Annotated in this window: 16 protein-coding genes and 2 tRNA genes; 7 read left to right on the forward strand and 11 right to left on the reverse strand. The window is 41.5% G+C overall.

Annotated elements, in window-relative coordinates; translation table 11 throughout:
- Window positions 1-151: 151 nt before the first annotated feature.
- Window positions 152-1,579 (reverse strand): D-alanyl-D-alanine carboxypeptidase/D-alanyl-D-alanine endopeptidase, encoded by a 1,428-nt coding sequence (gene dacB / locus BMW53_RS00935; RefSeq protein WP_038561287.1) that lies wholly within the window; start codon window positions 1,577-1,579, stop codon window positions 152-154.
- A gap of 109 nt (window positions 1,580-1,688) precedes the next feature.
- Between dacB and crcB the strand changes: the two genes are divergently transcribed.
- The 5 genes from crcB (at window position 1,689) to BMW53_RS00960 (ending at window position 5,649) form a co-directional block, all read left to right on the forward strand.
- Window positions 1,689-2,069, forward strand: coding sequence for a fluoride efflux transporter CrcB (gene crcB / locus BMW53_RS00940; protein ID WP_038565202.1), 381 nt, complete (start codon window positions 1,689-1,691; stop codon window positions 2,067-2,069).
- Window positions 2,070-2,174: 105 nt separating this feature from the next.
- Window positions 2,175-2,543 (forward strand): putative PII-like signaling protein, encoded by a 369-nt coding sequence (locus BMW53_RS00945; RefSeq protein ID WP_038565199.1) that lies wholly within the window; start codon window positions 2,175-2,177, stop codon window positions 2,541-2,543.
- 225 nt (window positions 2,544-2,768) lie between these two features.
- On the forward strand, window positions 2,769-4,067 hold the full coding sequence (gene eno, locus BMW53_RS00950) for a phosphopyruvate hydratase (RefSeq protein ID WP_038561285.1): 1,299 nt from the start codon (window positions 2,769-2,771) through the stop codon (window positions 4,065-4,067).
- A gap of 201 nt (window positions 4,068-4,268) precedes the next feature.
- Window positions 4,269-5,099 (forward strand): C-GCAxxG-C-C family protein, encoded by an 831-nt coding sequence (locus BMW53_RS00955; protein WP_051567964.1) that lies wholly within the window; start codon window positions 4,269-4,271, stop codon window positions 5,097-5,099.
- A gap of 355 nt (window positions 5,100-5,454) precedes the next feature.
- Window positions 5,455-5,649: a hypothetical protein gene (locus tag BMW53_RS00960; protein ID WP_074780079.1), complete on the forward strand. Its 195-nt coding sequence runs from the start codon at window positions 5,455-5,457 to the stop codon at window positions 5,647-5,649.
- Window positions 5,650-5,675: 26 nt separating this feature from the next.
- On the opposite strand, the gene BMW53_RS00965 is transcribed toward BMW53_RS00960, so the two are convergent.
- The 9 genes from BMW53_RS00965 to BMW53_RS01005 all read right to left on the reverse strand — a co-directional run bounded on the left by BMW53_RS00965 (window position 5,676) and on the right by BMW53_RS01005 (window position 13,329).
- Entirely contained in the window at window positions 5,676-6,443 is a 768-nt protein-coding gene (locus BMW53_RS00965; protein ID WP_217642861.1) for a Mut7-C RNAse domain-containing protein, read from the reverse strand.
- Between the two features lie 186 nt (window positions 6,444-6,629).
- Window positions 6,630-6,878, reverse strand: coding sequence for a GIY-YIG nuclease family protein (locus BMW53_RS00970; protein WP_038565190.1), 249 nt, complete (start codon window positions 6,876-6,878; stop codon window positions 6,630-6,632).
- Between the two features lie 32 nt (window positions 6,879-6,910).
- Window positions 6,911-6,984: transfer RNA gene (locus tag BMW53_RS00975), tRNA-Asp, on the reverse strand.
- Window positions 6,985-7,026: 42 nt separating this feature from the next.
- Window positions 7,027-7,100: transfer RNA gene (locus BMW53_RS00980), tRNA-Asp, on the reverse strand.
- Window positions 7,101-7,257: 157 nt separating this feature from the next.
- Entirely contained in the window at window positions 7,258-8,172 is a 915-nt protein-coding gene (locus BMW53_RS00985; RefSeq protein ID WP_038561282.1) for a metallophosphoesterase, read from the reverse strand.
- A gap of 169 nt (window positions 8,173-8,341) precedes the next feature.
- Entirely contained in the window at window positions 8,342-9,643 is a 1,302-nt protein-coding gene (locus tag BMW53_RS00990; protein ID WP_038561279.1) for an MFS transporter, read from the reverse strand.
- A 30-nt stretch (window positions 9,644-9,673) separates the two neighbouring features.
- Window positions 9,674-10,717, reverse strand: a complete 1,044-nt coding sequence (locus tag BMW53_RS00995) for a UDP-glucose--hexose-1-phosphate uridylyltransferase (RefSeq protein WP_038561276.1) — start codon at window positions 10,715-10,717, stop codon at window positions 9,674-9,676.
- Between the two features lie 191 nt (window positions 10,718-10,908).
- A complete protein-coding gene (locus BMW53_RS01000; protein WP_038561273.1) occupies window positions 10,909-12,198 on the reverse strand; it encodes a galactokinase in 1,290 nt (429 codons plus the stop codon).
- Window positions 12,199-12,321: 123 nt separating this feature from the next.
- The gene (locus BMW53_RS01005; RefSeq protein ID WP_038561270.1) at window positions 12,322-13,329 is read right to left on the reverse strand and encodes a GntR family transcriptional regulator; all 1,008 of its coding nucleotides are present in this window, start codon (window positions 13,327-13,329) and stop codon (window positions 12,322-12,324) included.
- A 332-nt stretch (window positions 13,330-13,661) separates the two neighbouring features.
- Here BMW53_RS01005 and BMW53_RS01010 point away from each other — a divergent pair, with 332 nt between their 5' ends.
- Window positions 13,662-14,699, forward strand: coding sequence for an aldose epimerase family protein (locus BMW53_RS01010; protein ID WP_038565187.1), 1,038 nt, complete (start codon window positions 13,662-13,664; stop codon window positions 14,697-14,699).
- Between the two features lie 143 nt (window positions 14,700-14,842).
- Complete coding sequence (locus BMW53_RS01015; protein WP_038561267.1) at window positions 14,843-16,747, forward strand: AMP-dependent synthetase/ligase; 1,905 nt, start codon at window positions 14,843-14,845, stop codon at window positions 16,745-16,747.
- A gap of 112 nt (window positions 16,748-16,859) precedes the next feature.
- Here the strand turns inward: BMW53_RS01015 and BMW53_RS01020 are convergent, their stop codons facing one another.
- A complete protein-coding gene (locus BMW53_RS01020; RefSeq protein ID WP_038561264.1) occupies window positions 16,860-19,082 on the reverse strand; it encodes a tetratricopeptide repeat protein in 2,223 nt (740 codons plus the stop codon).
- Window positions 19,083-19,648: the final 566 nt, after the last annotated feature.

Here is a 19,648-nt window from a genome sequence, read left to right on the forward strand (position 1 = left end):
TTTAATGGTGAATACAAGTTACGACAATATGAGGTACAAGTCAATACTTATACTGAATCTAAATAAGCAAAAAGACAATTCTCCGCTGTTTATCAGATGGTTAAACAACAAGTATTTTTATTGATTTTCCGAATTTTGAAGAAACAAGGGGCTAGTAGTTTTGTTTTAAATCAACAAAAAGTTGCTCTATTTCCTTAATCAATGCGCTGTGCGAACCACCAAAATGGTTAAACATGAATGAGAATACCAATTTGTTTCCTTTATCGGTTGTTACGTAACCGGAATAGCAGCGCACACGTGTCATCGAACCGCTTTTTGCCTGCAGTGTTTTGCCGGGGAGTTTTTGGGTATCGAAACGTTTAAATGTCCCTTTTCCGGCAACCGGCAACGACTGGACAAAAGCATCGTTCGAAGCCATTCGGGTTAAAAAGCGGGTAAAGAATTCCGGAGAAACAGCATTAAAATGCGACAGCCCGCTACCGTCTTCCATAAAAATGTTTTCCATACTTAATCCCTGCTCTTTCCAGTAGTCTTTTACCAAATCGATGGCATCATTTCGGTTTCCCAATCCGTTTTTTTCAACAGCAATCTGTTTCAGAAAATGTTCGGCAAACAGGTTTACACTTTCATGGTTCAACACTTCCGCAATTTCAGCCAGCGTTGGCGATTCCTGGGTATAGATCAACGTTTCTTTGTTGCTCACATTTTTTTCGAAACGTGTTTCTCCGTCAACAAAAACACCCTCAGCTAAAAGGTTTTGCAGAAATGCAGCAGTCAAAACCTCTTCCGGGTTGGGAACAGATGCTTTAATGGTGAAAGCACTGCGATTACGCGGAATAGTACCCCGAATTATTCGATGTTTGTCGAAAGGGCCGCCAAAAACATAAGCATTATCGCCGTTATTTTCCGCCGAAAGTACTTCATTATCGATGTGCAAACCATCAATTTTAGGATAGGTTTGAATCACCTTCGTAAGCTTTCCTGCCTTCTTGGGCGACGAAAATGTTATTCGGTACATATTATCAAAAACCGTAAAAGCATTAGCGCCGGCGCCATAATAATTGCCAATATCGCCCCACACCCAGCTGTCGGGAATTCGTTCTGTATCGTAAATTCCACCGTCGAGAATCAAGTCGCCTTTTACTTTTTTTATGCCCGATGCTTTTACCTGTTTAGCCCAGTTCTTCAAAAACTCAAAATAATGATCCTGAAAATACTCCGATCCCAAAGCCGGATCGGCACCACCAACCACCACTAAATCGCCATCTAAAACACCATTTTTATCGATTTTTCCGGTGTACGAAATTTGTGTTTTAAAGCGGTAATCAGCCCCCAGAATTTCTAAGGCCGTTCCCGAAGTGATCATCTTCATGGTTGAAGCCGGAATCAACAATTTAGTGGGATTCAGACTAAAAACCGTTTCGCCCGAATTGAGATCGATCACGTTCATCCCAACCGAAGCATTTTTGTAATCGTCTTGCTGAAGCAGCTCTTCAACTGCCAATTTTAAACGATTCTGAGCAAGGATTTGCCCACTAAAAACCAGGAGAAAAAGTAAAGAAAAATAGCGTACCTGCATTTTTTATTATTTTTGAAAGTCTAAAAATAGCAGATTGTTTGACTTTGCTGTACAAATCGGAACTAATTTGTATGACAAATTCAATCAATTAATACCAAAAAATAAACATATGCTACGAACAATACTATTAGTTGGCTCGGGAGGTTTTATCGGAAGTGTTTTGCGTTACCTTGTTCAGTTATTTGTGGAAAAAGGAATGAGCACCACTTTTCCGTGGGGAACATTTGTTGCCAACATGGCCGGAAGTTTTATTATTGGGGTAGTGTTTGCCCTGGCGCAAAAAGGCAACCTGCTGAATGCTGAGTGGCGCATGTTTTTAGCCGTAGGTTTTTGCGGCGGTTTTACCACTTTTTCGTCGTTTGCCTACAACAACCTCACCATGTTAAAAGAACAAGCCTACGGCCAGTTTATATTAAATGTGGGCGGAAGTTTATTCTTTGGATTACTGGCGGTTTACCTCGGAATGATTCTCGTACGCCTTATTTGGTAAATTTATCCGCCCCATTTTTCCCGGTTAGTTTCAAGGCATTTATTGAAACTTAAAACCATTATTTCTGTAAAACTCTGTAGTGAAAAACCTAAAATTAACAGCGCTATGAAAACATCGGAGAAAACAGGAATTCTGAAGATCTACATCGGAGAATCGGATAAAATAAATGGCCGGGTGTTGTTTGAAGAAATTGTTTTTGAAGCACGAAATGCCGGGCTGGCCGGTGCCACCGTTTATAAAGGAATAATGTCGTTTGGTGCCAGCCACAGCATACATACCATGAAAATATTTGCCCTATCGAGCGATTTGCCGATAACCATTGAAATCATCGATAACATCGATAAGCTTGATCAATTTATAGAAAAGCTGAACAAAATAATGGACCAAAGCCAAAGAGGAGGATTGGTAACTTTCCAGGAACTGGATGTGGTTCGTTACGAAAAAGGGCTAAAATACCGCGAAGAATACCATTAAATTTTTTTCACCGCTTGTGCCAGATTCCAGCTTGCCAAAAGCCAAGCCCAACAAGAGTTTTTCAACTGTTAACCCAACATCAAATAATTGCTACAAGAAAACCTCCCCCTGTTTTGGTGTGCAAGAATTTACTAACTTTGGTCTGCTTTTTAAAAATCACGGCATAATGCCTTGATTTACTGAAAATAACAGATTTATATTTTAATTTAATAAAAACTACTCACAATGTTAATTAGCGACGTAAAAGCAAGAGAGATTATCGATTCTCGTGGTAACCCAACTGTTGAAGTTGATGTAACACTCGAAAGTGGTGCATTTGGCCGTGCGGCTGTTCCATCAGGAGCATCAACCGGCGAAAACGAAGCACTTGAATTACGTGATGGCGACAAAAGCCGTTACTTAGGAAAAGGTTGTTTAAAAGCTGTTGCAAACGTAAACGACGTTATTGCAAAAGAAATTATTGGCATGGACGCTACTGACCAGGTAGCTATTGACAGTAAACTCCTGGAACTTGACGGTACAAAAACAAAATCGAACTTAGGTGCCAACGCTATGTTGGGTGTTTCTTTGGCTGTTGCTAAAGCTGCTGCTGAGTACTCTGAACTTCCTTTATACAAATACATCGGCGGAACTAACGCAAAAACATTGCCTGTTCCGATGATGAACATTATTAACGGTGGTTCGCACTCCGATGCAACTATCGCTTTCCAGGAATTTATGATCCGCCCTATTGGCGCTCCAACTTTCCGCGAAGGTTTACGTATGGGTGCTGAAGTTTTCCACGCACTGAAAAAGGTATTGGCAGCTAAAAACCTTTCAACTGCGGTTGGCGACGAAGGTGGTTTTGCTCCGGCATTAGGTGGTACTGAAGAAGCTATCGAATCAATTCTTACTGCAATTAAAAATGCAGGTTACAAAGCCGGTCGCGCCGAAGACGGTGGCGATGTGTCTATTGCTATGGACTGTGCTTCATCAGAGTTCTACAAAGATGGTGTTTACGATTACAGCATTTTCGAGCCCAACGGTGTTAAACGCACTTCGGAAGAGCAAGCTGCTTACCTGGCTGAATTGATTGCAAAATACCCTATCGATTCAATCGAAGACGGTATGGACGAAGGCGACTGGGACGGATGGGTAAAACTGAACGCTGCCATTGGCGACAAATGCCAGTTGGTTGGCGACGACCTTTTTGTAACCAACGTTGAGTACCTGAAAAAAGGTATTGAATTGGGTGCTGCAAACTCAATCCTTATTAAAGTAAACCAAATTGGTACATTAACTGAAACGTTAGATGCTATTGAAATGGCACACCGTGCAGGTTATACTTCAGTAACTTCTCACCGCTCGGGCGAAACTGAAGATTCAACCATTGCCGACATTGCAGTGGCTACCAACTCTGGTCAGATTAAAACAGGTTCTATGAGCCGCTCAGACCGTATGGCAAAATACAACCAACTGCTTCGTATTGAAGAAGAATTGGGTGCAAGCGCTATCTACGGATACAAAAAAATCTACAAGAAGTAAACTTATTTATTAACGATATAACGAAACCGCTTCGTCAACCAACGAAGCGGTTTTTTTCTTTAAATCCCCCGACACAATCCAGCCTTTCCCCTACTCTATTATTTCATTGTAAAATTATAATTGCCATTCGTGCTTTTCGTAAAACATTAGTTCGTTTTTGCTGAAAAAAATGCACTTTAGACCCACCAAAATCAACTAAAAATGAATCGACGTAACGCAATGAAAATAGCGGCCGGCGCTATGATTGGAGGTGGAGCCGGATTAATTTCGCTTACCCAGGCTTTTAAGCCCGAACCACTTCCCGAAAAACCGGCACAGAAACTCGAACCCGGCGAAAATGCAACAAACTGGCAATATGCGCAGTTAGATCCAACCGAATCGGGCCAAATAGCTTACCACCAATACAGTGTTGGAAGTTGTATGTACGCCACCTTTTATGGTGTGGCTTCGCAAATTGCAGCCAAACTTGGAGAACCTTATGCTTCCTTTCCTTTTGATATGATGAAATATGGCCACGGAGGAGTTGGTGGGTTCGGAACCTTGTGTGGTGCGCTTAATGGAGGTGCCGCGCTAATAGGCTTGTTTGTAAGCGATAAAAAAACACGCGACAGCATGATAAACGATCTCTTTCAATGGTACGAAAACAGCCAGCTTCCGGTTTTTAAACCCAAGAAAGCAGTAATGAATTACACCCCGGCATCGTCGGTTTCACATTCTACGCTTTGCCATGCATCTACTGCCAACTGGGGAAAAGCGTCGGGTTTTAAGATCGACAGCGATGAACGAAAAGAGCGGTGTCGCCGACTAACGGGCGAAGTAGCAGCTAAAGTTACAACATCGCTAAATGCCTTTTTCAACCATAATTATGTTACGGTGTATCAGAACAACGAAAATGCCGGAACTTGCCTTACCTGCCACGGAGAAAAAGGTAAACTGAACAATATTAGCGGACAAATGAACTGTAACTCGTGCCACACCAAATCTCTTGCACATGAAGTATTTGGCGATATACATTACAAATACATGGAGTAAGTATTAAAAATCACCAAGCAAATAATAATCCTGGAGTACCAATTTTATTTACGAGTACCTTAACTTACATGAGCAGATTTGTAAAAAAGGTTAAACTGGCAATTATACAGGTTAAAATGAAGAAATAACCGTACAAAAAAAATCTGCAAGAAGTAGGGATTTGCGGTTTTTAACCGCAGATAAACAGGAGGTTTCATACCTTCGATCCCAAAAGATACAAAACCGCCTTTCGTTTGAAGGGCGTTTTTTTTTATGCCTTAAACTTTGGTTTGAAATTTTGAGAATTAATTGAATCCCCTTGAACAAACCACCCCATCTACTTGCTTTAGTAGTAAGAATAATAAACTTACAGCGCATGATAAAAAAAGCAGCGATATTCTCCTTATTACTTATGGTTACAGCAGTGGTAATGGCACAAGTACCCAGTGGTATTCCGTCGGGCACTCCCGAGCCTTTGGAGTTAACCCTGACAAATATTATCGTATTTATTGTGCTGCCGGTTATAATCGTTATTCTGTACATTTACTGGCGACGCAAAAAGCGAAAGTAAAGAACCGAAAGCTGCTGTGCTTTTATCTACTTTAAATCTTCAATCCAATTCCTTATTTTGCTAAAATGCGAACCTTCCCAGTAAATCTGGCCACATCCTTTACATTTCCAGAATTCGTCGCACATTTTTAAAGTATCATTGGGAACATTACCCTTCACTTCTACTTTATCAACTGCTGCTAACCTTCCGTTGCAGGAAGAACACAGCGTAAATGGCCGAAAACTGTTTTGAAGTTGCAAACGCTCTACCACTTCGCGAACTTGTTTCTGCGGATCACTGTTACGCACCCAGTAACCTCGAATGGCTGCTGTATGTTTTAATACGCCTTTATCGCGGGTTAAGATAACACGGTTTTCGTTAACAGCTATTTCTACAATTTCATCATCTTCCAAATCATTTCGAAAAAGCGTATCAAAACCCAGTAAACGCAGCTTTCTAGTTAATTTCCCCAAATTAACATCTACTATAAATCGTGTTTCCCGCAAAGGTTTCGGGCGAAGGCGAACAAGCGGAGAAATATCCAGCAACTCGAAAACCGGGTAAACAGAAACCCGCTCGCCTCCTTTCAGCAAGATCTCGAAATCAACAGAAACACCATCCACCAAAATTAAGTCCACTTCGGTGTGCGGCACTCCAATTGCCTCGATACAATTTTTTACCGATGGCGTACCCGTAAAAGTATATTCAAATGATTTCTTTCGTTGACGAACAGGTAAAAACTCGTTCAACTCTTCGTAAAAGCGAAAAATGGATGTGCGCAGAAGTGCTTCGTGATTTGTTTCCGATTCTTTCACTCCTCTCCGTTTTTATGAATACTAAATTTACAACATAATCTGCAAGATCCGAATAGATGATGTAAACGAAATACTTCATAACAAAAAAGCAGCCTTGTGAGCTGCTTTTGCGGTGACGACGAGACTCGAATGCTGACGCTAAGGTCAGCATCCTGACTCCTTCGGACGTCAGGGCTCGCAACCCATTCAGCTATATTTCTTAATAAATTCAATGGTTTTCGCTCTTGACAAATTTTTTAACTTCTTTTCAAGCATTAATGCCTCTCCTCGTGTTGGTTTGCTTGTGCTCCATACCAATTTCCAGGGAACACCGTGCCGTGTTGCTTTTTCGTAGCCGGAATTGTGACGGAACAAACGATCCTCCAAACAAGATGTTTGTCCTTTATAATAGGAATCAATTCCCGGAGAATAGATGATGTAAACGAAATACTTCATAACAAAAAAAGCAGCCTTGTGAGCTGCTTTTGCGGTGACGACGAGACTCGAACTCGCGACCTCCGGCGTGACAGGCCGGCATTCTAACCAACTGAACTACGCCACCAATAAATTGATGTTCTAAACTTTTTTGTCAAAAAAAAATAAGCGGTGACGACGAGACTCGAACTCGCGACCTCCGGCGTGACAGGCCGGCATTCTAACCAACTGAACTACGCCACCGTTTTTTCTTAGAACTCTCTCCTTTCTTTTGGGCTAGTACCCTTTGGAAAGGTGATGCAAATATATACTCTTTTTTTTTACCTGCAATACAAAAGAATATTTTTTTGAAATTTTATTTAATCAGCTCATTATGAACATTTTAGGACAGATATTCTTCTTATAATTTTACTAAGTTGTTCATATCTAGCTCCTTTTCTCCGCTCCACCGATAGGCTAAAAGCGATTTAGTGCCCGCAACACACGAATCAACGCAACAAACATTGTGTTTTATTATGTGTGGTCCGGCCCCTCTACAGTAGTGTCCAAAGAAAACAATCGGCGCATCATCGGGATATGGGAAGGTCTCCGGTACGATTTCGGGAGGAATAGTATATGATGGCATTGCGAACTTACTTTCGAACGAAGCTTCTTTGAATGTTTTTCCATCCAGATTATCCCACCAGCGGATTCGGAAAGAACGGGGCGAAACACCTTTATTATTCATTACTCGTATATCCGGCGGTAATTTCAGGTTAACTCCTTTTGTTAGCCGCCACACACTTTTTGCTTCTTCCGAACCTGACTTCTTGTAAACTTTACGAAACACGCGCTTTCTTATTCGGCCATCTTCATACAGCGAATCGGCCACTTTAATGGCATCTTCGCACCAACAGGCATGTACCACCCTTATTTCGCCCAAATCGAGATACAGCGGCAATGTACGCATCCATCGCAACTGCTCGTTCAGTTCATTCGATCCGGCTGAATACTCGTTGATGGTTTTAAAAAGCGATAAAAAGTATTTACTCGGTTTGGATATAATTGATCTTCCCTGTTTGTCTTTCAGGTGATAAATAATTGCATTGAGTTCGTGATTACCAAGCACGGCGTATGCGTTGCCGCTTTCTACCATTGCTTTGATCGTACGGATTGTTTTTCTGATTTCGGGCCCGCGGTTGATAAAATCGCCCACGAAAATTGCTTTTCGGGTAGGATGCGAATAACTACCATTCGTTTTCCGGTAGCCCATACTAATCAATAGCTTTTTTAGCTGGGCTGCATATCCATGAACATCTCCAATAATGTCGTACATAGTAGTAATTAAGTGTTGCTAAAATAAAAAATAATGTATGCAACACATAACGATCTCCCCTCTCTTTTTTTGTAGCAGAAAAAAAGCCATCCGTCAGCTAACGGATGGCTTTCCGGGATAATCCCGAATTCGATATTTAATTCCCCAACAAGTGAGGTTTTAATAGTCGTTAAAGTTTAACGCTTTCGGCACGTTTAGTTACTTTACTACCAACTACTGCATAGAAGAACAGGTAAGCCAAGCCCAGGAATGGTACCCAGTACGAAGGCTGGAATCCGATACCGTCGGCAACACCATTCTGAAGTAAAGGAAGCAATCCTCCACCAACTACCAGTGTCATAAAAATACCTGAAGCAGCAGCAACATATTTTCCCAAACCTTCAACAGCAAGGTTAAAGATTCCACCCCACATAATTGATGTACATAAACCTACCAATACAAGTAACATGGCGTTAATTGGAACTTGTGCGAACACAAACGACAATGAACTACTTTGCGCCTGGAATGCAGGCATACTTACTACAGTTGATGTAGGTAGAAGGATAGCCAAAAGAACCAATATCATACCAACGAATGAAGCAACTGTTAACATAGTTTTACTCGACACTTTACTACCAATAGAAGCTCCGATCAATCGGCCAACAAGCATTAGCAACCAATATGTACCGGCTACAGAACCTGCGGTACCTGCATCCATACCAATAGCGGCACTCGGATCTGTTAACCAGAAAATCAATGTTCCCGGTACTCCAACTTCAATACCAACGTACACAAAAATTCCGATTGCTCCGAAAATGAAGTGACGGAATTGCATAGCACCTGCCATCAGACTTTTAATTGATTCAGATGCTGCACTAACGTGAGGCTCAGGAATATTAACTGCCAACAATACAAAGAAAGCCAAAGCAAAAATACCCAACGCAATGTACATTACCGGGAAAATATCGGTAATACGGGCACTAGCTACCTGCGATCCAATTAAAATACCTACAAAGGCAGGAGTAAAAGTAGCCATTACAGAGTTGAATGAACCTCCAACCTGGATTAACTGGTTTCCTTTATTACCTTCACCACCAAGGGTATTAAGCATTGGGTTTACAACAGTGTTTAACAAAGTCATTGAGAAACCTGATACGAATGCACCAATCAGGTAAACAGTAAATGCCATTGATTCACTTGAATGGCCTGATAAGTATTGAATACCTACACCTACAAATCCAACAGCAATTGCTATTAATGCGGTTTTTTTATAGCCAACACGCTGCAGTAATAAACCACCGGGAATTCCCATTACCGCATAAGCAATAAAGTTTGCGGCATTCCCCAACATTCCCTGCAAATTACTTGCACCGAATTGTGATTTAAGCACAACACCCATTGGAGCTGCAAGGTTGGTAACGAACGCAATCATACCAAACAGCAGAATCATCATGATAATAGGCACTGTGTAATTTTGTTTTTTAGCTTCCATAATAATTTTATTGATTTAAGTAATTAATAATTAATTCTTTTTGAAGTGCATTTTGGGCAAATCACGTAACCTTTTGGCGGCTCCTTCGGCCGTAATATCACGTTGCGGAGTTCCGAGCATTTCGTAACCAACCATAAACTTTTTAACGCTTGCCGAGCGTAATAAAGGCGGGTAAAAATGCATGTGCAAATGCCACTCAGGATGGTCTTCGCCATCGGTTGGAGCCTGGTGCAAACCGGCCGAATAGGCAAACGATGTTTCAAAAAGGTTATCGTACATTACGGTTAGCTTTTTGTAGATATCTGCCAAATCGGTTCGCTCGGCATCCGTCAGCTCCAGAATATTCTGAACCGGATGTTTACTGATAATCATTGCCTCGAACGGCCAAACTGCCCAAAACGGAATTAATGCCACAAAAGAATCGTTCTGATTGAGCAAACGTTCTTTCTTTTCCAGTTCGGCATTTACATAATCGAGCAACATGGTTTTTCCATGTTTATCGAAATATGCTTTTTGTGTTTTGCTTTCTTTTGCCGGTTCGGTAGGAATTCCTTTCGACGACCAGATCTGTCCGTGCGGATGCGGATTTGAACAGCCCATTATGGCACCTTTGTTCTCGAATATCTGAACGTAATTAATAGCTGGATTTTCGCCCAGCTCGGCATATTGCTCACACCACAGATCAACTACTTTACGAATATCTGCTACTTCCATTTCCGGAATGGTAAGGCTGTGATCTTCGCTAAAACAAATTACCTTACAAATGCCGCTTTCGCTTTGCGCCTGAAACAGTTCGCCATCATCAATACCTCCCTCAGGAGTATCGGTAAGCAGTGCGCTAAAATCGTTGGTAAATACAAAGGTTCCTTTATAATCAGGATTTACTTTTCCGCCGGCTCTTTCGTTACCTGCGCAGAGGTAACAATTCGGATCGTATTTTGGTCGTTCTTCAACAACCGGTTTTTCAACCTGTCCCTGCCAGGGGCGTTTTGCCCTGTGTGGCGACACAAGAATCCAGTCGCCATTTAATGGATTATATCTTTTATGCGGATGGTCTTCTATGTTAAAACTCATCTGATTTATTATGTCAGTTATAATTTAGGTCGAAAAACTAACTTATCCCGACTGAAGAATCGGGATAAGTCAAATATTCGGCCTCAAAGTTAAAATATCGTTTGAAATTCAGAAGAAATAAGATGTATTTTTTACAACTATCTTTCTTCCAATGATAAATAACAGTTTTGGCTTTAAACCTTACTGTTTATTTACAGATCGAGCTTAATCGATCCTTTGGCACGTATAAATAATTTATGGCATGTTCCTTCGCCATAAACGTGTTCAAGCACTTTTACATACTCATCCAATTTATCCTGTGGTACAAATGCCTGAATAGTTCCACCAAATCCACCACCGTGAACACGCCATGCGCCGCTGCCTTTCAGCACCATTTCGCTTAATGCCAGACCCAGCGAAACTACCTGCTCGTCTTTGTGAACGATATCGTAAATGTTCTGATTGTACATATACGAGCTGTAACCCGACTCAACTACCATATCAAGGAAAGCTTTAAAGTCATTGTTTTCCAGCGCCTCAACCTGTTTTACAACACGAGCATTATCGCCCTGGAAGTGGTAGGCACGAAGAATTGCACGATCACCTGTTTTCTTTCTGATTGCAGGAATTTTATCTACAATTTGCTCTAGTGTAACTTCGCGAAGAACATTTGCGCCCAACTCGGCAGCAACCGATTTCATTTCTGTAGGAAGCGATGCATATTCAGCCTGAGAAGCAGGATCGTCATGACCACCACCAACATCGGTAATTACCAACGAAAAGCCGGTTGACACAAAATCAAAATCAACTTCTTTAACAATAGGGTTAGCCGGATCTTCAAAATCGATGGTAATTAAACCACCAACCGAACAAGCTGTTTGATCCATCAATCCACATGGTTTTCCGAAGTAGTTATTTTCGCTCCACTGACCAATGATGGCGTTTTCAACAGCATCCATTTTTCCGTCGTTGAACAGCTCGCTAAAAATGGCGCCGATCAACACCTCGAATGATGCAGAAGAACTCAAACCCGATCCTTTTGGAACACGGCCTTCAATACAGGCATCGAAACCACCAATCTCGTAACCGTTCTCTTTCATTTTGGCTGCAATACCTTTTACCAGCGAAGTTGATGTGTAAAACTCTTCTTCGTTGGGTTGAAAATCGCTCAATTCCACTTCAAATTGAGCATAACCAGCCGATTTAATGCGAACGGTATTTGTTCCGTTTTTAGCAGCTACTGCAATATTATCGAGGTTTACGGCACCTGCCAAAACACGTCCGTGGTTATGGTCGGTGTGGTTTCCGCCAATTTCTGTACGTCCCGGAGAACTAAACAACGAAACATCATCGGCTCCAAACGTTTTTTCAAACTCTCCCATCAAGTCAGCATAACGATCTGCCTGAACTTTCAATTCGGCCACATCGCTACCGTATAACTCCTTGAATAACGGATTATCTCCTCCGTTAATCTTTTCATTTAATGTGCTAATCTTAGTCATAATCTGCTATTGATTTATATTATAATTTCTATTTTTCAACTGGTAGGTACTGGTGGGTACAAATATAGTTTTTAAAGCCAGCTACAAACACCTCAAAAAGATGTTGCACAACAGATTTAATAATTATAAACTATTTCTGACAATCATTCGTGCTTTGTTTCGAACCTGCGACTTATCGCGTGTAACCACCATATTGGCCAGCATTTTTCCCATTTCAGTAAAATCGGTTGAAATGGTTGTAATTCCACCCGCAACCACTTCTTTTAACATGGTGTCGTTGAAAGAAACGATACCAAATTTTTTCCCCAGTTTAAACTTGCAGTATTTGGCTATTTTTACCATTTCTACCAGGTCGCGGTCTGATATCAGGAAATAGGCTTCCCACAACGCGGGTTTTACGCCTGTAATCGATTTTACAATTTCGTACTTAAAATTATTTTCCTTGCAAAAACGCCGAAACCCTTCCGATCGTTCAGCCGGTTCTTTTCCGCCCGGATTTACAAACACCAGCTTTCGGTATTTCGCTATCATCTCCTTCCCTTCTACCAGGGCGTCGTAAAAATCCTGCTCAAAATCCTGGTAAACCACCGGATATTTTGATAATTCCGGTTTTAAACGGTCGATAATATAAACCCGGTCTTGCGGCAATTTCGATAATAAATGACTTGTATTATCAAACGTGGCCGGCATAATTAAATACGAGGTATAATTCCCGATACTTTCTGTTACCAGACTTTTAAACACCTTGTAATTAAAGTGATGAAAATACACTTCAACTGTTGCTTTGCCTTTTAGCGAATTTATCAGCGAATTGTACAGGTCTTCTTTAAACGCATTCAACTCATCGAATAAAACAAAAACACGTTCTTCAACTTTTATCTCGGTGCTGGCAATATAATAGCCCTTTCCGGGCTGACTTTTCAGAATGCCTTTCGACTTTAGCTCGTTAAAAGCAAACATCACCGTGTCGCGGCTAAGGTTAAATTCTGAACAGATTTGATTTATCGACGGGACTTTATCTCCCTTCTTCAAATGTCGTTTTTCTATTGCTTTCTGCACCGAATCGATGATCTGACGATACTTCGGCACGGACGATTTGGAGTTGATTGCAATTACTCGTCTTCTTGGCATTTAGTTAAGCTTTTCACAAAAATAGTAGTTTTTTATTACAAAATGATGTTTTAAAACACCACCAGTACCTACCAGTTAAATTATTGATTTTTGCATTTTTGTCAATTCAATATATTAAAAGCCAACGGTTACTAACAAAGTAAACCACGCAGCAGGTGTATTCGCTGCGTATTAACTTTAACTGGCTATATTTTAACCAAAGCTAAAATTGAATGAAAATTCAGGAAAAAAGAGTAAAATAGCACTTGATAATTTAATTCGATAAAATCAAAAAAATTGAAGACCGGAGATTAACCGGTTGCTCAAAAAAGTGAAAAAAAATACAGATTAAAATGAAAATAACTACAACACCATTCGGAACACTAAAAGACGGGCGCGAAGCGCAGCTTTTCACACTTAGCAACGATACCATTAAAATTAAAATAAGCAACTACGGAGCCATTATTACGGCCATTGATATGCCAAATAAAAATGGTTCGATAGATAATATCGTTTGTGGTTTTAACAATGTGGAAACCTACCAAAGCGACGAATACCTGGGCAACTGCCCTTATTTCGGAGCTATTATCGGCCGGTTTGGAAACCGCATTGCAAAAGGCCACCTCGAAATTGAAGGCAAAACATACGAAATGGCCATTAACAACGGCCCTAACCACTTGCATGGAGGTTTGGAAGGATTCGACAAAAAATTGTTTGAGGCCGAGCTTATTGAAACGGAAAACGAAGTTGGTGTAAAATTAAGCTACCTCAGCCCCGATGGTGAAGAAAATTACCCGGGCAACTTAAAAGTTACCTGCATTTACACGCTTAACGAAGAAAACGATCTGGGCATTCAGTATTACGCCGAAACCGATAAAACAACTGTGGTGAACCTAACCAACCACACTTATTTTAACCTAACCGGTGGCAAAGAGAACATTTTAAACCACGAGCTGGAATTGAATGCGACAAAAATAACAGACATGGAGGAACAGATTCCGACAGGAAAAATTCTTCCGGTGGTGGGAACTGCTTTTGATTTTACTTCGGCAAAAAAAATTAATGCCGACGGATTGGAAATGGGTTACGACGACAACTTTGTTTTTGACAACGAAGATGGCGATCTGATTATGGCCGGAACGCTTAGCGAAGCAAAAAGTGGCCGTAAGGTAGAAGTATATACCACCCAACCGGGAATGCAGGTTTATACCGGCTACTGGATCCCCGAGTTCACCATCGATGGTAAAAAGAAATTCGGAAGCTACTCGGGTATTGCGCTGGAAACACAACACTACCCCGATTCGGTGCATCACCCAAAATTTCCAACTACAACTTTAAAGCCCGGAGAGCTTTACGATCAGAAAACGATTTACAAATTTATTACCGAATAAAAAAATGCCCTTTCGGGCATTTTTTTTTTGATCTGCCTCCAACAAAACCAACTTACAGTATTTTTTCTATTTTTGAATACGAACATTTTGTGTGAATATAAATAGAAGATCTGACCGGGATCTTTTTTAACATTTATCAACTTATGAAAACCATTGTTGCGCTATTTGAAACCGCTGTTGCTAACTACCCCGATAATCCCTATCTCTGGGAAAAATCAAAAGGAGAATACCGGCCTACTACTTACAAACAAACCCGCGAGAAGGTCCTGGACCTGGCAGCGGGATTAATTCAATTAGGGTTTAAAAAAGGCGACCGGGCCGCACTAATAGCCGATGGCCGCAACGACTGGATCATTAGCGAACTGGGAATGCTCTACGCCGGTGGCATTAACGTGCCGCTCTCCATTCGTTTGCAAAACAACGAGCTTACTTTCCGTTTAAAACACAGTGGCAGTAGGTATATTTTTGTATCGAAACTACACGCCGCAAAAGTTGAGGAGATTCGCGATGAATTGCCCGAAGTAGAGAAAGTAATCTACATCGATGGCAAAGAAAACCCGGGCGAAAATGATATTGATTACAAAGAATTAGTAGCTGCCGGAGCAAAATTCAGAAAAGAAAACACCGAGCTTACCGAACAGGTTTGGAAAGGAATTCAGCCCGATGATGTGGCAAATATTTCATACACCTCAGGAACTACCGCCGACCCGAAAGGGATTATGCTTACCCACCTGAATTATGCGGCCAATGTGGTGCAATCCAATTCGCTGCTCGATATGCAATCGGAATGGATTACCTTAGCCATTTTACCGTGGGATCATGCCTTTGCGCACACCACCTGTCTGTATGTGTTTATGTACAAAGGAGCAAGTATTGCATCGGTTGAAATTGGTAACTCACCAATGGAAACCCTCCGGAATATCCCGAAAAACATACAGGAAATTAAACCTACGCTTATGATGAGTGTGCCGGCCTATTCAAAAACGTTCAGGAAAAACATTGAAGCAGGCATTCGCAAAAAAGGAGAATTCCTGTATAAAGTTTTTCAGTTTGCTTTAAAAGTGGCGTATGCCCACAACGGCTATGGCAACAACCGCGGCAAAGGCTGGCGATTTTTCCTGAAACCACTGTATTGGCTATTCGACGAAATTCTGTTTGCCAAAGTTCGTGAAGGTTTTGGCGGAAATCTGAAATTCTTTATCGGAGGCGGCGCTTTACTCGATGTGGAACTACAACGTTTCTTTTATGCTGTGGGACTTCCCATTTGTCAGGGGTATGGCCTTACCGAGGCTGCTCCGGTTATTTCGTCGAATGTGCCGCACGACGTAGTTTTTGGCTCATCGGGCAAACTGGTGAAGAATCTCGAGATAAAAATTCTTGACGATAATGGCAACGAACTTCCGACAGGCGAAAAAGGTGAAATTGTAATTAAAGGCGATAACGTTATGAAAGGCTACTGGAACAATCCAACTGCCACCGCCGACAGCCTGAAAGACGGCTGGTTACACACCGGCGATATGGGCTATATGGGAAAAGATGATTTCCTCTATGTTCTGGGCCGTTTTAAAAGTTTGCTAATTGGTAACGATGGCGAAAAATACAGCCCCGAAGGTATTGAAGAAGCACTGGTCGACCAATCGCCATACATTCAACAGGTAATGCTTTACAACAACCAGAATCCCTACACGGTTGGCATGGTTGTGCCCGATATGGAAGCCATTAACCGCGAGCTTAAACGCCACGGCATTGCAAAAGGCAGCGACGAAGCTGTAACTGCAGCAATAGAAATTATTCAGAAAGAAATTAACGAATACAAAAAAGGCGGCAAGTACCACGGAGAGTTTCCCGAACGCTGGCTGCCTGCAACAGTTGCGATCTTACCCGAAGCATTTACCACCGAAAATAAAATGCTGAACGCCACTATGAAAATGGTTCGCGATAAGGTTACAGCTTACTTTGCCAAAGAGCTGGAATTTTTGTACACCGCGCAAGCCAAAAACATCGTTAACGAAATGAATATTGAGGCGATGAAAAAGTGGATGAAATAGATTGAATGATGAATTTCGATTAACGAATACTGATTGACGATTGAAAAATACGAACGGTCTTTTTCTCAAATCTAAAATCAGCATTCGTTAATCATCATTCAATATTCCCCGGCTATTCTTCAACAAAATACCGCAGCTGATCGAGCATAATCGGCACATCATCCTTATCAACTCCCAACTTGATTAAATAATGCAGGTCTTCGTGGAAAACCTCGAAAAAAGCACGCTCGGTAAATTCGGCTTTAACAATCGACTGCTTGTAATAATCCAGCGCCTCTTTTCGTTTTCCCAAACACCACTGCACATGCCCCATGTTCATCAGGTCGTGTTTGTTCGGGCTGTCATCTATCAATTTTTTGAAGTATTTTTCGGCCTGCTCAAATTTACCGGCCACCAACGAACACCAGCCAATAGGTTTCCACACTTTCTTGTTTTCCGGCATCAGGTATTCTACTTTAAAATAAGTTTTTAAAGCCTCTTCAAAACGATCCAGCTCCAGCAAACAATGCCCGATATTCAGCTGAACATTCAAATTCTCCTCATCCAGCATTTCTATCTCGCGGTAATATTCCAGCGCTTTTTTCGGTTGTTTTAAATTGCGGTAGCACAAAGCTATTTTATTCAGGTTCCACTTTTTATTCAGCTCAAACAACTCGGCATTTTTATACGCTTTCAGGGCCAGTTCAAAATCGCCAAGCTTTTGGTAACAGTAACCCAGCTTCTGGTACAACTCCCCGCTTTTCTCCTCACTCAGCAGGTAATTAAATACTTCGGCGGCCTCGTTGTAATAATTTTTCGAGAAATAGTATTCGGCAATATTTCGAACAATGCCGGCATCTTCTTTCAGCATTTCGCCAAGCATTTGTTTGTTATGAAAATCGAAACGCCAGTTAAAAATGTCTTCAAAATCGTTTTTGCGCGGATGAAGTTTAAAAAAGCGGTACAAGTCCTGAATGTACAGATTTGAAATGAAGGCCGCCTTTTTACCCGGATCAGTCAAAATCTCATCGTTTTGAAGTTCGTCAAACTGTTGCATTTCGGCCTTTAATCCTTCCGCCATGAATTCGCGGTTTTGAGCCGGAATATTTTGCAGACTAAAGCAGAACGAATACTTATCGGAATTGCACAACACCGGCGCAGCAGAAATGGCTTTCAGAAACTGGTCGGTAACCGAATCGGCGCGATTGACCACAAAATCTATCTCCGGATTTTTGGTAAAGAACGGCATAAACCAGTTGGTAAATTCGCTGAAGAACGGGAACATTTTCAGCATGGCAAACGAGCTCATAAACACATCAGCGCCCTCCATTTGCAGCTCCGAAAACTCTTCCATTTTATTCATCAGTCCCGGCGAATCTTCAAATATCTTCTCCCACTCGGGGTTTTCATCCTCGCCAGGCGTTTCGTCCATCAAACTGTCAAGATTGATTTTGTCCTTCAGGTTCGGACTAATCTTTATCATCTCCGGCAAAATCTCATCGGTAATTTTTTTCTGAATCTTTTCCGTCTCCTTACTTCTGATCAGTTGAATAATTATTTGTTCGAGGTTGTGTTTGAAATCGGGGTTTTCGTTCAGCAGTTTCAGCCGGCCGCTTATTGCCGGGTAATACGACAAGCGACTGTCGTAACGGTAAAAAGCAATGAGCAAGCCAACAATTGCCCGCTGATTGATTTCGGGCAGTTCGTGTTCGTAGGCATCAAAAAGCACCGAAAACTTGGCCTCATCGAAGTAACGTAACAAACTTATAAGCAAGGCCGAAACAATAAACGACTTATACGACTTCTCAATCAATTCGCTGTTTAAAAAGGCTTTTAAAAATGAACGATGCTCGTCGTTTAATTCGTTCTGAAACCATACAAAATAGAACAAAGTCACCATTTTTTGCTGATGATCGCGTGCGCTAATCCGCTTCGACGACTGTTGCACCTCGGCATCGTCAACCAGCGAAACCAGCTGTTCCTGCAGGTAAAAATCTTCCAGTTCCTCTAAAAGCGTATCAAATTGAAGAGTGGTATTAAAACCACGTTTTTTCTCGTAGGTAACTGTCGATGATAATTTCATCCTCAGCTCATCATATAGTTTGTCACACAGCTCAAAAACCGAAATAATCAGCTTCCGATACACTTTTTGGCGCTCGGGATCCTGAATTCCTTCCACCGTATATTTTAGCATGTAGCTGTAGTTTTGCTCCAGGTTGCGCCATTCGTCGAGATGAATGAGCAGGCCGCTTTCACGAATCAGCTTTTCCAGCAAATCGAAAGCCGGTTTCAATTTCCGCTCAGCCAAATGCTGGCAAATGGTATCGTATTTTATTTTAAGGTCTTTGTCGTTCATTTTATCAAAGTTATAAAGACTAAGGCTAATCAAAAAGCTTTCCACAAATTGTTATCGGCGGATTTGTCGCAAAACGGGCCTTGGGGCTGACAAAGTTTCAAAAAATGGCCGTCCTGTAGGAAAAATTCACGTCCTGTTTCAGGTGCAAACAAGGATGTCATCTCTCTATAAAAAACTCAGAAAGATGACATCCCTTACGAACCTTTTGTTCTGCAAACCATGCGCTTAGCGGCTTTGAATCGCTTAGTGCTAACCAAACATTGAAAATATCAGCGGGCTGAAAGCCCAATTTATTCTAACCCAACGGCAAAGCGAATGCAACACCTTGGGAAACCGACAGTCTGTTGGCTCATCGCCCTGAAAGGGCAGGTTATTAAGCTGGGCTTTCAGCCCGAAATCACTTCTGCGAATATCACCAGGGCGATGCCCTGGGCTAAAATTATACCAATTGTACTTTATTTTGCCGCATGGCAATAAGAAAGTTTACAATGGTAAATGCCGATAATACAACAAAGGAGAAGACTGAACGAAGTGAAAGTATGCGACATTTTGTTGTTAAATCGGTA

It is taken from the genome of Draconibacterium orientale, assembly GCF_900111425.1.
In the GTDB taxonomy this organism is placed as follows: domain Bacteria; phylum Bacteroidota; class Bacteroidia; order Bacteroidales; family Prolixibacteraceae; genus Draconibacterium; species Draconibacterium orientale.

What these genes read in the sequence shown, in the direction of transcription:
- dacB (WP_038561287.1), bottom strand. Translation starts at nt 1,579, where the DNA reads ATGCAGGTACGCTATTTTTCTTTACTTTTTCTCCTGGTTTTTAGTGGG.
- crcB (WP_038565202.1), top strand. Translation starts at nt 1,689, where the DNA reads ATGCTACGAACAATACTATTAGTTGGCTCGGGAGGTTTTATCGGAAGT.
- BMW53_RS00945 (WP_038565199.1), top strand. Translation starts at nt 2,175, where the DNA reads ATGAAAACATCGGAGAAAACAGGAATTCTGAAGATCTACATCGGAGAA.
- eno (WP_038561285.1), top strand. Translation starts at nt 2,769, where the DNA reads ATGTTAATTAGCGACGTAAAAGCAAGAGAGATTATCGATTCTCGTGGT.
- BMW53_RS00955 (WP_051567964.1), top strand. Translation starts at nt 4,269, where the DNA reads ATGAATCGACGTAACGCAATGAAAATAGCGGCCGGCGCTATGATTGGA.
- BMW53_RS00960 (WP_074780079.1), top strand. Translation starts at nt 5,455, where the DNA reads ATGATAAAAAAAGCAGCGATATTCTCCTTATTACTTATGGTTACAGCA.
- BMW53_RS00970 (WP_038565190.1), bottom strand. Translation starts at nt 6,878, where the DNA reads ATGAAGTATTTCGTTTACATCATCTATTCTCCGGGAATTGATTCCTAT.
- BMW53_RS00985 (WP_038561282.1), bottom strand. Translation starts at nt 8,172, where the DNA reads ATGTACGACATTATTGGAGATGTTCATGGATATGCAGCCCAGCTAAAA.
- BMW53_RS00990 (WP_038561279.1), bottom strand. Translation starts at nt 9,643, where the DNA reads ATGGAAGCTAAAAAACAAAATTACACAGTGCCTATTATCATGATGATT.
- BMW53_RS00995 (WP_038561276.1), bottom strand. Translation starts at nt 10,717, where the DNA reads ATGAGTTTTAACATAGAAGACCATCCGCATAAAAGATATAATCCATTA.
- BMW53_RS01000 (WP_038561273.1), bottom strand. Translation starts at nt 12,198, where the DNA reads ATGACTAAGATTAGCACATTAAATGAAAAGATTAACGGAGGAGATAAT.
- BMW53_RS01005 (WP_038561270.1), bottom strand. Translation starts at nt 13,329, where the DNA reads ATGCCAAGAAGACGAGTAATTGCAATCAACTCCAAATCGTCCGTGCCG.
- BMW53_RS01010 (WP_038565187.1), top strand. Translation starts at nt 13,662, where the DNA reads ATGAAAATAACTACAACACCATTCGGAACACTAAAAGACGGGCGCGAA.
- BMW53_RS01015 (WP_038561267.1), top strand. Translation starts at nt 14,843, where the DNA reads ATGAAAACCATTGTTGCGCTATTTGAAACCGCTGTTGCTAACTACCCC.
- BMW53_RS01020 (WP_038561264.1), bottom strand. Translation starts at nt 19,082, where the DNA reads ATGAACGACAAAGACCTTAAAATAAAATACGATACCATTTGCCAGCAT.